The 12,913-nt window shown below is 55.7% G+C and carries 12 protein-coding genes and 1 pseudogene; 8 read left to right on the top strand and 5 right to left on the bottom strand.

Annotated features, from left to right (window positions below):
• Positions 1-102, top strand: a pseudogene (locus AC2FNC_RS17865) (LuxR family transcriptional regulator); the annotation flags it as partial.
• Positions 103-209: 107 nt separating this feature from the next.
• Positions 210-1,064: an acyl-homoserine-lactone synthase gene (locus AC2FNC_RS17860; RefSeq protein ID WP_480517482.1), complete on the top strand. Its 855-nt coding sequence runs from the start codon at positions 210-212 to the stop codon at positions 1,062-1,064.
• Between the two features lie 100 nt (positions 1,065-1,164).
• Here the strand turns inward: AC2FNC_RS17860 and tig are convergent, their stop codons facing one another.
• The 3 genes from tig to AC2FNC_RS17845 all read right to left on the bottom strand — a co-directional run bounded on the left by tig (position 1,165) and on the right by AC2FNC_RS17845 (position 5,807).
• A complete protein-coding gene (tig, locus tag AC2FNC_RS17855; protein ID WP_480476781.1) occupies positions 1,165-2,496 on the bottom strand; it encodes a trigger factor in 1,332 nt (443 codons plus the stop codon).
• Positions 2,497-2,669: 173 nt separating this feature from the next.
• Complete coding sequence (locus AC2FNC_RS17850) at positions 2,670-3,794, bottom strand: porin (protein ID WP_496716130.1); 1,125 nt, start codon at positions 3,792-3,794, stop codon at positions 2,670-2,672.
• A 309-nt stretch (positions 3,795-4,103) separates the two neighbouring features.
• On the bottom strand, positions 4,104-5,807 hold the full coding sequence (locus AC2FNC_RS17845; RefSeq protein ID WP_496716129.1) for an NAD(P)H-hydrate dehydratase: 1,704 nt from the start codon (positions 5,805-5,807) through the stop codon (positions 4,104-4,106).
• 169 nt (positions 5,808-5,976) lie between these two features.
• Between AC2FNC_RS17845 and AC2FNC_RS17840 the strand changes: the two genes are divergently transcribed.
• The 4 genes from AC2FNC_RS17840 (at position 5,977) to AC2FNC_RS17825 (ending at position 9,932) form a co-directional block, all read left to right on the top strand.
• Positions 5,977-6,315 carry a P-II family nitrogen regulator gene (locus AC2FNC_RS17840; RefSeq protein ID WP_209503542.1) on the top strand — a complete coding sequence of 113 codons (339 nt, stop codon included), beginning with the start codon at positions 5,977-5,979 and terminating at the stop codon, positions 6,313-6,315.
• A gap of 33 nt (positions 6,316-6,348) precedes the next feature.
• Entirely contained in the window at positions 6,349-7,755 is a 1,407-nt protein-coding gene (gene glnA, locus AC2FNC_RS17835; RefSeq protein WP_480473395.1) for a type I glutamate--ammonia ligase, read from the top strand.
• Between the two features lie 287 nt (positions 7,756-8,042).
• Complete coding sequence (locus tag AC2FNC_RS17830; protein WP_480473396.1) at positions 8,043-8,831, top strand: lytic murein transglycosylase; 789 nt, start codon at positions 8,043-8,045, stop codon at positions 8,829-8,831.
• 198 nt (positions 8,832-9,029) lie between these two features.
• Positions 9,030-9,932 (top strand): hypothetical protein, encoded by a 903-nt coding sequence (locus AC2FNC_RS17825; RefSeq protein WP_480473397.1) that lies wholly within the window; start codon positions 9,030-9,032, stop codon positions 9,930-9,932.
• A 36-nt stretch (positions 9,933-9,968) separates the two neighbouring features.
• Here the strand turns inward: AC2FNC_RS17825 and AC2FNC_RS17820 are convergent, their stop codons facing one another.
• On the bottom strand, positions 9,969-10,712 hold the full coding sequence (locus AC2FNC_RS17820; RefSeq protein WP_480517488.1) for a heme-dependent oxidative N-demethylase family protein: 744 nt from the start codon (positions 10,710-10,712) through the stop codon (positions 9,969-9,971).
• Between the two features lie 122 nt (positions 10,713-10,834).
• Here AC2FNC_RS17820 and dddP point away from each other — a divergent pair, with 122 nt between their 5' ends.
• Positions 10,835-12,178, top strand: coding sequence for a dimethylsulfonioproprionate lyase DddP (gene dddP / locus AC2FNC_RS17815; RefSeq protein ID WP_480517491.1), 1,344 nt, complete (start codon positions 10,835-10,837; stop codon positions 12,176-12,178).
• 10 nt (positions 12,179-12,188) lie between these two features.
• On the opposite strand, the gene AC2FNC_RS17810 is transcribed toward dddP, so the two are convergent.
• Complete coding sequence (locus AC2FNC_RS17810) at positions 12,189-12,383, bottom strand: hypothetical protein (protein ID WP_480473400.1); 195 nt, start codon at positions 12,381-12,383, stop codon at positions 12,189-12,191.
• A 275-nt stretch (positions 12,384-12,658) separates the two neighbouring features.
• On the opposite strand from AC2FNC_RS17810, the gene AC2FNC_RS17805 reads away from it, so the two are divergent.
• Positions 12,659-12,913 (top strand): alpha/beta hydrolase (locus AC2FNC_RS17805; protein ID WP_496716128.1); only part of this gene is annotated, 255 nt, incomplete at its 3' end.

The raw sequence follows: 12,913 nt of genomic DNA, 5'->3' as shown, positions 1-12,913 counted from the left end.
GTAGAAGTACACTTGCGTTCGAGCCGGGAAAAGCTTAGTGCGCTGACCACCCCTCAGGCTGTAGGGCGGGCGATAGCGATCGGGCTTATTACCCCGGGATAAACAAAAAAATCCCCAAATTTCGTCAAAATACGGGAATCCCCCAATAGAAAAATCTTTCGAGAGCGGTAACGTCAGTATTACCGAACAACCACTCGAAGGGGGAAGAAATGATCATCGTGGTAGATGGCCTGAACAGACATATGTTCAGCGAAGTTCTTGACGAAATGTTCGAGTTGAGAGCACGTGTTTTTGGCGGACGTCTTGGATGGGACGTAAAGATCGAAGACGGCAAGGAAATTGATGAATTCGATCATCTGGACCCGGCATATGTAATCGGACTCGACGACGGGGGGAATGTCGTCGCAGCCGTGCGTGCCCTACAGACCACAGGACCTCATATGTTGTCGGATGTGTTTTCGGCAATCCTTTGCGGGGAAGCACCACTTCGCAGCGCAACAATGTGGGAATCAACACGCTTCTGCGTGGACACGCAGCGCCTAACGCGTGGCAAGGAAAAGAATTCTGTCTCTTATGCTACCTGCGAGCTGATGATTGGTTCTCTGGAATATGCCAAGAACTCAGGCATTCAGGATATCATCACCGTAATCGATCCGGTCATGGACCGGGTTCTGAAACGGTCGAACTGCGCGCCATATGACTATGTCGGCGAAACGGTTCCCATGGGGAAAGTCTCGGCACTGGCCGCCCTGTTGGATTGTACCGATGAACGCATCTCGGGCCTGCGCGAATTTGCAGGCATCCATGAGAACGTCTTTATGGACGACGAAGAGGCACTGGCACTGTTTGCAGCCAAGAAGGCCGCAACCCAGAACCCGGCCAATCAGGATCACAAGCCACTGACTGATCTTGAGAAGTATTTTGTGGAACAGATGAGCGCCGCGAGGAACGAAGCTGAACGTCAGGACGTTCTGAAGCTGATCGAAGCGCTCTCGGATACGTTCACACCAGAGCAGAAGATCGCTTTGTTAGAAACCCCCCGTGCTTTTGCTCATGAGGCCTGACCCCCTCACCTCATAGATACAAAAGCCACCCATGCGGAGCCGTCTGTTTACAGGCGGCTCCGTTTTTTCCCCTCTATGAACAAAGAGGGAAGGAAGAGGATTATTCCTCTTCCAATGCCTCAATGGCTTTTTGCAGGTCGTCCTTGCTGACTTCCTTGTCGCTGACCTGGGCCAGCTCGAACACATAGTCGACAACCTTGTCTTCGAAGATCGGCGCGCGCAGTTGCTGCTGCATCTGAGCGTTCTGCTGTACGAACTCGAAGAACTGGCGTTCCTGGCCCGGGTACTGACGGGCCTGATTCATGATCGCCTGGGTCATCTCGGCGTCGGTGACTTCCACCTCTGCCTTTTGGCCCAGTTCAGCCAGCAACAGACCCAGACGCACGCGGCGTTCGGCCAGCTTGTTGTGCTCATCGGTGGGTTCGATCTCACCGTGGTCATGGCCGGTTACCTCGGGGTTTTCCTCGTGCCACAGCTGATGTGCAATCTGCTTGGCTTCGGCTTCAACCAGCGACGGCGGCAGGTCGAACGACACTTTCTCATCCAGCGCGTCCAGCAGGGCCCGCTTCATGACAGCGCGCGATGCACCTGCGTATTCTGCTTCCAGACGTTCCGAAATCTGAGTTTTCAGGGCGGCCAGATCCTCGGCGCCAAACTTCATCGCCAACTCATCGTTGATCTCCGCTGCAACCGGCTCTTTCACTTCCTTGATCGTGCAGGTGAAGACCGCGTCTTTTCCGGCCAGGTGTTCGGCACCATATTCTTCCGGGAAAGTCACGTTGACGTCTTTTTCTTCCTCGGCCTTCACACCGACCAGCTGGTCTTCAAAACCGGGGATGAAGCTGTTCGAGCCCAGAACCAGCGGGTAATCTTCCGCCGATCCACCTTCGAATTCTTCACCATCAACCTTGCCGACGAAATCGAACACGATCTGGTCGCCTTCCTTGGCTTTCGAACCCTTGCGGCGGGCTTTGAAGTCCTGAGCGGTTTCAGCCAGGTTGTTCAGCGCTTCCTCGACGGCGGCGTCATCCGCCTTGACGATCAGCTTGTCCAGCGCGACCGATTTCAGATCGACCTCAGGGATCGCGGGCAGCGCTTCGTAGGACATCGCGACCTCGATATCATCGCCTTCTTTCCAGTCCTCGTTGGTCATCTTGACTTCGGGCTGCAGCGCGGGGCGGTCGCCGCTGTCCTCAAAATGCTTGTTCATCGCACCGTCGATGGATTCCTGCATCGCCTCGCCCAGCAGGCGCTGGCCAAACTGCTTTTTCAGCAGCGCCATCGGCACCTTGCCTTTGCGGAAGCCTTTCATTTCGATTTCCGGCTGTGCTTCGGTCAGCTTTTCATTGACCTTGTCGTCCAGTTCGGCTGCGGTCACAACGATGTTGTAGCCGCGTTTCAGACCTTCGTTCAGCGTCTCGGTAACCTGCATTTTGGTAGTCCCCATAGGATTCGGGGCGCGCAAAACGGGCGCGCCGGGCAAATTTGACGCCTTCTATTTGCCCTGCCGCCAACGTGCAAGGGGCAAAGGTTGAATCAACCTGGTTTTGGCAAAAAAGAACGCCCCGGTTTTCGGGGCGTTCGTGTTGGGTCGCTGGAAGGCAATTAAAACTTCCAGCGCGCGCCCAGAACCCATGCTTCGTTGTTGTCAAAGGATGAACCATCATCGAAGTCGTGGTTGCGATACTTCAGGTATACATCGGTATTGATCGCTTCGACCTTCTGCACGACAGCGATACCCCATGCCTTGGTGTCGGACCCGTTGGTCTCGAAATCCGCGCCGTCAAAATAGTCGATGCCGACACCTGTCTTACCCCAGGAAACCCAGTTCCCTTCGTACGAGACCTTGCCGTACCAGTAATTCGGGTCCGTCTGGCCAGCCCGGTCATCGTCACGCGTGCCGCCGGCAATCGTGAAACCCAGACCGCTGGGCAACAACACCGAGGCCGAACCGATGGTATCTTTGCGATCCCCTGAATTGTCATCCCGGTCCCGCACCGAATACGCGACAGCTGCCGCAAACTCTACTCCGCCTGCAAAGGTGTTTTCATAGAACACACCGACGTCATAGTAGTCATCATCGTCACTGCTGGACAGGATGTTCTGACCATATGCAAATGCGGCCGAGAACCCGTTAACCGTTGGTGTGTCATACCGCACACGCCCGCGACGTGAGCCGTCAAAGTTGCTGGAACTGTCACCAACCGTAATACCACTCAGCACACCGTTTGTGCCGCGATAGAAAAAGCCAGAGTTCTCATCGTTTGTGAACGAATACAGCGCGGTGCCGACATAGGACAGGTCCACTTCTGCAGCACCATCTGCCGCCATGCTGCCCTGACCTGCCGAGAACTTGCCGTAGCTGCCCTTCAAGGCAAAATCCACAAACCGGATATCGTCGCGGGTCCAGCCGCTAAAGTTTGTACCGTTCTGGTTCCATTCAGTCGAGTTCGGCAAGCCCAACGCCGTTTCCAAGCGAAAGGTAAACTCGTTCTGGCCAAATGGCTGCATCAGACGCAGGCCAACCCGGCTGTTCGACAGATCGTTGTCGAGGACCCGGGTCTCGGTATCTTGTCCGTCATCAACAGAAATCAAGGCCGGGTTAAACTGCCCGTACAACAGCACATAGCCGCCGCTGTTATTTTCGTATTTCAGCTCTGCGGCTGCCGGAACAGCGACCGTGGCAGACAGAAAGGCAGCAACCGATATCTTTTTGATATTTGGGGTCATTTCACTCACCATAATTGGTTCGGGGTTCAGATACTGCCCATTTGTTTACTGAATCCGAGCGTTCCAGTGGTCTGCGCCTTGTCTTACGCAAGAATTGTATTTTAGCAACAGAACATACTAATAATTTTGACATTTTACATTATTTTTCATCAGCTTACAAGATACGACTCCAGCCCCCACTGGCAGCTTGCAAATGAATAGTGATGCCTACCTATGCACCTGACAAATATGCGGTATGCATCCGCGCACATCTTGACAGCGAAAACATGCGATTCAGACAGAGCCTGAACTGCTTTCTGCCCAAAACAACTAGACATTCAGCTGTTTGAAAACACCGGGCAATTGCTCAGGCAGATCCTCGGCGATCAATCCCGGCCCGAAACGCCGTGCGCATTCCACGTGCAGCCACGCTGCTGTCTCAGCCGCCGTCATCGGATCGACCCCCCGCGCCAATAGCCCGGCGATGTAACCGGCCAACGCATCGCCTGACCCGGCGGTTGCAAGCCAAGGGGCGGCGCGATCATAGCACGCGGCATTGATCGAACATCGCCCGTCCGGGGCCGCAATGACAGTATCCGGCCCTTTGAACAACACGACACATCCCGCACGTGCCGCTGCCTCTCGCGTTGCGCCCACCTTGGAATAGGCGGGGCCTCTGACCGGCGTTTCGCTCAGCTTTTCCGCCAGATCGGGGAACAGCCGCGCAAACTCTCCGCCATGTGGGGTCAGAACGCAGCGGTCATGCAGCATTTCGAACAGGTTTCCGGGATCACCAGCAAAAGCTGTCAGCGCATCCGCATCCAGAACCGTCGCACGTTTCGCAATCAGGGCGACCGGCACCAGGTCCCGCGCGCGCTCCAACCCCAAACCGGGGCCCAGACAAAGGGCGTTCATCCGCACGTCCTGCAATACGTCTGACAGCATTTGAGAACCATCAACGCACTGTAGCATGAGGGCAGTGATCCGGCTCGCCACCTCTGCCAACGCCAAGGATGGCACCCCCAGCGTCACCAACCCTGCCCCAATCCGCAAGGCCCCCCGCGCGGCCAGACGCGCCGCACCGGTCTTGCCGGGGCCACCCGAAAGGATCAGGGCATGGCCATGGGTGTATTTGTGCGCAACGACTGAAGGTAAATCGCTTTGCTTTGTCAAAAGCGTTCTTGCACGCCGCCCGCTATCGAGCTTTTGGTCGTCCAGAGTGACGCTGCGGACTGGACCCCGGCCTGCTCTTTCTCCTTGCAAAATAACCTGCCCCCAGTGCCGCTCCGACGTTTCATTCAGACCAATTTCGACGACGCTCACTTTCCGGCAATAAGCCGGACCGTCGCTCAACACATGCCCAAGTTTTCTTCGTTCGAAGGTTACTGTCAGATCCGCAGAAAGGGGTCTGGCATCGGTCAGTATTCCTGCTCGGGCACCAAGCACCTTTCCGCTGTCCATGCACAGCCCCGAAGGTGAATCGACTGCCACAAAGCGAACACGTGATGACAAGCTGCAAAAATACTCCAACAATTGCCCAAGCACAGGATCAATCGGACGTGTCAACCCCGTGCCGAAAATCGCGTCCACCAAAACGTTTGGTATTCCAAAATTGGCCAGGCGGTCATTCTTCAAGCCTTCTTTTGAAAGCGCGTTGATAACACCCAACTCACCCCATCGCTGATAATTCACCCGCGCGTCCGGCGGCAGCCTGTCAGGATCGCCATATAGGAATACCTCAACCTTCCAGCCCAGTTCCCGCAAAAGACGCGCCACGACAAACCCGTCACCGCCGTTGTTTCCGGGCCCGCACAGCACGACCGCGCGCAACGGATTATCTTCATCTTTTTCCAAATACTCCGGGGAGCGCGAGGGGTTGGCCCCTCGCCTGTCCAGATCTGGCCATTCCTCGAAGATCGCCTCGACAACGCCTTGCCCTGCCCGCTCCATCAGCTCCAGGCCCGTGACCTCACCGGACTCAATGGCCGCGAGCTCGATGGCTTTCATCTGCGCCGCTGTCAGCAATTCGGACATGTCACACCCTCGCGCGATTCAGTTTCGATTACTTTTTGTGCAAACCGCCCAAAAATTAGCACAGGGCCTGATTTCAACGGATACCGACCCGACCGATACCGCAATCACGTTGCTGCCCGATCTTAGACGTGATCACTGCGCCTGAGACAACCATTCAAGGTGAGCCGGAATGAAAAAGATCGAAGCGATCATCAAGCCGTTCAAACTGGACGAAGTGAAAGAGGCGTTGCAGGACGTAGGTGTTCAGGGTCTCAGCGTCGTCGAAGTCAAAGGTTTCGGCCGTCAGAAAGGCCATACCGAGCTGTATCGTGGCGCGGAATATGTTGTCGACTTTTTGCCCAAGGTAAAGGTCGAGGTCGTATTGGACGATGACCAGGTCGATGCGGCCATCGAGGCCATCGTGTCGGCAGCCAAGACCGACAAGATCGGCGACGGTAAGATCTTTGTCTCTCCGGTTGAACAAGCCATTCGCATCCGTACCGGCGAGACCGGCTCGGACGCGCTCTAACATACCAATCTTCAAGTCAGAGGAATCAAGAGAATGAGCAAGGACGCAGTTCTTCAGCTGATCAAGGAAGAGGGCGCCGAATATGTCGACGTCCGTTTCACCGACCCCCGCGGCAAGCTGCAGCACGTGACCCTGATGGCCGATCAGGTCGACGAAGACTTCCTGGACGAAGGCTTCATGTTCGATGGCTCGTCCATCGCAGGCTGGAAGTCGATCGAAGCATCGGACATGAAGCTGATGATCGACACCGAAAGCGCATATGTTGATCCGTTCTACGCTGAGAAAACCATTTGCGTACACTGCACGGTCGTCGAGCCCGATACAGGCGAAGCCTATGAGCGTGACCCGCGCGGCACAGCGCAGAAAGCCGAGGCCTACCTGAAGGCATCGGGGATCGGCGATGTTGCATACATGGGCCCCGAAGCCGAGTTTTTCCTGTTTGACGATGTCCGGTATTCGAACACGATCAACAAGGTATCCTACGAAGTTGATGCAACTGACGCATCATGGAACACCGACACCGAATACGAAATGGGCAATACGGGCCACCGTCCGGGCGTCAAGGGTGGCTACTTCCCGGTGAACCCAATCGACGAAGCGCAGGACCTGCGGTCGGAAATGCTGTCCACCATGAAGCGTCTGGGCATGAAGGTCGACAAGCACCATCACGAAGTTGCGTCATGCCAGCACGAACTGGGCCTGATCTTCGACAGCCTGACCAAGCAGGCGGATGAACTGCAAAAGTACAAATACGTCATCCACAACGTGGCTCATGCGTACGGCAAATCGGCAACCTTCATGCCGAAGCCTATCGCAGGTGACAACGGCACCGGCATGCACGTGAACATGTCGATCTGGAAAGACGGCAAGCCACTGTTCGCGGGTGACAAATACGCTGATCTTTCGGACGAAGCGCTGTACTTCATCGGTGGTATCCTGAAGCACGCCAAGACACTGAACGCCTTCACCAACCCCGCAACCAACAGCTACAAGCGCCTGATCCCCGGTTTCGAAGCCCCAGTTCTGCGCGCCTACTCGGCCCGCAACCGATCAGGTTGTGTCCGTATTCCGTGGACCGAGAGCCCTAAAGCAAAACGTGTCGAGGCTCGATTCCCCGATCCGGCAGCGAACCCCTACCTGGCGTTTGCCGCTCTGTTGATGGCTGGCCTGGACGGCATCAAAAACAAGATCGATCCGGGCGAAGCCATGGACAAGAACCTGTACGATCTACCTGCCGAGGAACTGGCCGGTATCCCGACTGTCTGCGGCAGCTTGCGTGAAGCTCTGGAAGCGCTGGCTTCTGATCACGACTTCCTGCTGCAAGGTGACGTGTTCACCAAGGACCAGATCGACGGCTACATCGCCCTGAAGATGGAAGAGGTCGAAACCTACGAGCACACACCACACCCGGTTGAGTACGGCATGTATTACAGCTGCTAAGCAGCACGGCATGGATTTACAGGGGCGCCCAAACGGGCGCCCCTGTTTCATTTGCGCCGGTCTGTCGCTGTTCAGCCTTTTCGAGCGCCATGACGCAGAATACACACTTTTTACCTTCGCCCTTGCTATCTGCCCGATGCTGAGGATCTGAAACCCTTCAAAGGCGCTCTGCAGACCAATCAACAGGCTTTTGCAGGAGCGGTTGGTGCTACTCCAACGAACTGCTTTGCCCAATTCAAAGCTCAAGGTAGGCTGGCCTCAGATTTTAACACAGCCGGATTACCTGCATGTTTCGCCTTTACGTATTATTCGCCCTGCTTGTGTCCTCGCCCCTTCTGGCCGCGCCTTGTGGGAATACCAGCGCGGGGTTCGAGGCCTGGAAGGCCGATTTCGCCCAGCAGGCCCGCAAGGCTGGTGTGAAAAAAAAGGGCCTTCAGGCGCTTGCCCAAGCTCAATACGCCACGGGCACAATTGCGGCAGACCGCAATCAGAAAAGCTTCAAATACACACTGGACAAGTTCATGCGTGTCAGAGGCGCTGATGCAATCGTCGCGCAGGGGCGCAAACGCAAGGCTGCAAATCCCGATTTCTATGCTGCGCTTGAACGGCAATACGGTGTTCCGCCGGGCATTCTGATCGCCATTCACGGCATGGAAACCGGCTTTGGCAATTTTATGGGAGACAGTCAGGTTGTTTCCGCAATCACAACACTGGCCTATGATTGTCGCCGGTCCGAGTTCTTTGTTCCGCACGCAATCGGGGCACTTAAACTGGTCGATGCAGGAAGCATTACCGTGGCGACAAAAGGGGCAAAACATGGCGAGTTGGGCCACACTCAGTTCCTGCCGGGCAACGCCCTGACCTATGGCGTCGATGCCACCGGCGACCGTCGGGTGGACTTCTATGACATGACCGACGCGCTTGCCTCGACCGCCAATTATCTTCGCAAGAAAGGGTGGAAGCCGGGGCGTGGCTATCAGCCAGGGGAGCCGAATTTTCAAGTGCTGCAACAGTGGAACGCGGCCTCTGTTTATCAGCAATCCATAGCAATCATGGCCGCCCGAATCGACCAATAGGCGGTCGCACCAACAACACACTCCGCACCCGCTTTCGCCACATTTCCGCCACAGTGACAAACAAAAGCCTTTAGTTTCTTGGTTTCCAACGCGTAACCAATACCGGAGTAAAATCACCTTTTTTGCATTTTCCGCCAAATTCTCCACACGAATGGTTGTTACAGTGTTTGCTGAACAGTACGCAAAAAGGACAGTGCAGTGGCTCGGAAGCACAGCTACCATGGCGGCCTGCAATTTAACGGCGACGCGAATGGCGCGATCGAGCGTTTTGGCACAATCGTTGCCACGACGCTGGAAGATTACGGCCATCTGGTCGAACGCAAGGCGTTGCTGAGCAATTCTGAAGCCAGCATTGTTTCAAGTCAGTATCTTGTGCGACTGACCTTGGATACAGGCACCCCCGAGCAGGAAGACCGGTACGAGCGTATGGATCGCGCCGCGGGGCTAAAAACGATAACAAAACCCCGCGCCGCAAATCCGCAAAACAGATTGGTTCTTTCAATCACGCCGGTCTCACCCCTGCTGGATGACTCCGAGATTTCGGAACTGATGATGGTCGTCATTCTGTATCGCATGGTCGACATTTGTTCGACCCGGCGCGTTGAATGGCTGTCGCCACACACGGTTCTGACGGTCGAGCAGTTTATGAGCGCCTTTGACACTCTGGCCCCCAGCCGATCACGCGACAGAAAACAAATTTTTCAGTCGCTGACCGGGCAATTCTCGGCAGTGAATGTGCCAGAGAACGGTGACACCTTAAGTGTACTTCATACTTCGACGTCCCGCCCGATCCAGCTGACAGATGAACAATTGCTCAGCATCGCGTTTCGCAGTGAAGATACAAACATGCCAGGTCAGGAAACGTTCGATGACGACGATGGTGTCGTAAAGCCAAGCGACGTTCTGCGTCTCAGCAGTTGGTGCATGACGGGTGTACTGGCAGGCGTTTCGACCCCGATTGCCCTGTCAATGGCTGCAGTGAATCTGATCCGGGGTGAGGATTTTCGCCTCAACACCCAGGTGCTTGTCTTTACCTTCGCGATAGTTGCCCTGAACGCAACAAACGCGTTTGCCGATGTTGCGGCCGCCTTGGGCCAATAAGAGAATTACAGAAGACCCTCCTTGGATGCCCCGCCTTCAGGCGGGGTTTTCCATTATGGGAACCGCGTTCGCCGCCAGAACATAAGTGTGGATTGAAAAGACGACCGCATCCGTTTTCGGCAAGCGCAGCAGGGTTTGCCGCTCACTTCTCAGGTAAGACGTTTTACGTCGATCTGTGACGCCCCGCCTGTCACTGGCGCTTCGGGGTTGAAACAGTTCGGGGTCTTCATACCAAAGCGCGTTAAAGCGCCAGAGCGGACGACCGGGCTGTATCCCGTCGAACAGGCGCTGCACCCGCTTGGCGATATTGTCGTCGTAACTTGCAACAGGCACATGGATGTCGATCAGTGGTCGCATGAATTTCTCGGACAAAAGCCAGCTGGCCGGGAAACACAGGATTGCGCCAGTCAATACATGTTCAGTTCCGCGCTTTTGAAGGATGCAAAAATCCTCCTGAACCAGCCTGCACAATGTATCAAGCGGCTGCGCCCGGTCGACTGCGACCGTTACACCATCGGGTCTGACGACCTCCTTACCCGCATTGGGATAGACCTGCGACACCACAAGGTCGAGCAGTTCCCGAGCAGCGGATTCAGCCTGCGGATCAAGCGCCAGAACGTCATCGCGGCGTTCTGTCAGCAGCTTCTCCCGGCGTTGCATCTGACCGGCAAAAGCCTCGTCCCGATGCAACCAGTTTTCCATCGTTGCAGGCTGTATACCCGGTAAAGCACGCGGGTTGCCGACATCATATGGTATTTTTTCCTGCAGAACTTTATTCATACCAGCGACTTAGCATAGGTCGAAATTTTTGTCGGTCGAAAACGACAGGTTCGCCGTCGCATTTTTCCAAGACGATCCACATGGGCACCTTAGGTTTGACCGAACAAGCAACGAGGTCCGTCATGAACAAGCATTACCGAGACACGCGCAAGATTGACCCCAGCCGAGGCGCTACGCTGGGCGATGGCACGCCAAATGAGAATGACCGGATCGAGATCGGGCCGACACAGCTGGCTTTTGACGAATGGGCTGCGGCAGGTCTGGAATTGCCCAATCTTGCACGGATGCGGGAACACCGCTGGAAGCGACTAACGCAGGCCATCGTTGATCGCGGATATGGTGGTTTGCTGGTTTTTGACCCGCTGAACATCCGCTATGCGACCGACAGCACGAACATGCAGTTGTGGAATACGCATAACCCGTTTCGCGCGGTGCTATTATGTGCCGATGGCTATATGGTGATCTGGGACTACAAGAACTCGCCTTTCCTCAGCACGTTCAATCCGCTGGTGCGCGAGCAGCGTTCAGGCGCGGATCTGTTTTACTTCGACCGTGGCGACAAGGTGAATATAGCGGCAGATGTCTTCTCGAACGAGGTGCGCGTGCTGATCGATGTGCATGGCGGCGGCAATAAACGTTTGGCTGTCGACAAGATCATGTTGCACGGTCTGCGCGCGCTTGAGGCGCAGGGCTTTGAAGTCATGGAAGGCGAAGAGCTGACCGAAAAGACCCGTTCCGTGAAGGGGCCAGATGAGATTCTGGCCATGCGCTGTGCCAATCACGCCTGTGAAACCGCTGTAGCGGAAATGGAGAGCTTTGCGCGCGCCAATGTCGGCAATGGCAGGACAACCGAGGATGATATCTGGGCTGTTCTGCACGCGGAAAACATCCGGCGCGGTGGCGAGTGGATCGAGACCCGCCTGTTGGCGTCAGGCCAACGCACGAACCCCTGGTTCCAGGAATGCGGCCCGCGCATCACGCAGCAAAACGAAATCATCGCCTTCGACACCGACCTGATCGGGTCTTACGGGATTTGCATCGATATCTCGCGTACATGGTGGATTGGTGACCAAAAGCCCCGCCCTGACATGATCTATGCCATGCAGCACGCGCATGAACACATCATGACCAACATGCAAATGCTGAAGCCCGGTGTGATGATCCCGGAACTTACGGCCATGTCGCACAGGCTTGACGACAAGTTTCAGGCGCAGAAATACGGCTGCCTGATGCACGGAGTGGGATTGTGTGATGAATGGCCGCTGGTCGCGTATCCGGACAAAGCCGTCGAAGGCGCCTATGACTATCCGCTGGAGCCAGGCATGGTGTTGTGCGTCGAAGCCTGTGTCGGCGAAGTCGGTGGCGATTTCAGCATCAAGCTTGAGGATCAGGTTCTCATTACCGAAACCGGGTATGAGAACCTGTCCAGATATCCCTTTGACCCCCAATTGATGGGGATCGAATAAGGCCGGGCCTTCACTCCGACCAATGGGACCGGCGGACGTTTCCATGCCAGTCTTCCGTGGCAGGGCTGATCTGAACCTGTGAACCACCTTGGGGTGCGGGCCAGGATTGGCCGACCGCGAACCCGGCAACGCCGGCCAGAATAATGGCCAGGATCATACGTGAACGCAGGTCGGGTATCTGGGGCGCAATATCTGCATGTGACATCTGTGTCTCCTGTTTCAGCTTTCATGAACTACAGATGGGATGTGCAGAGACATAAGTGAAACGAATGTTTGTTCTGATTGTCATCATCGTTCTTGATATTAATAGAAAGTGAGAGTTCCGCCGCCGTGCAACACGAAAACGGCGGGGATCTTGTGCAGTCTGTGAAACACCCATTCGTTCTCACCTTCCCGTTACGCGTGTGACTTAAGGGTTGTGACCGAAGGGTCAAATACACAGTATTGGGCGTGTTCCCCCGTACCACTTAAGGAGCCGACATGCCCACGGAACGCATCACTTTTGCCGGACATGACGGCAGCCAATTGGCGGCGCGACTGGATTTGCCGGACGGACCAGTGCTGGCAACGGCCCTGTTCGCCCATTGCTTTACCTGTTCCAAGGATATCCCGGCCGCCCGGCGCATTTCTGCCCGTCTGGCTGCCATGGGTATCGCGGTGCTTCGGTTCGATTTCACCGGGCTGGGCCATTCAGAAGGCGAATTCGCCAACACGACCTTCACTTCGAATGTCGAG

The sequence above is a fragment of the Ruegeria sp. BHSA123 genome (genome assembly GCF_059613425.1).
The sequence above is the reverse complement of the archived record's forward strand: the minus strand, read 5'-3'. Positions and strand labels throughout refer to the sequence as shown.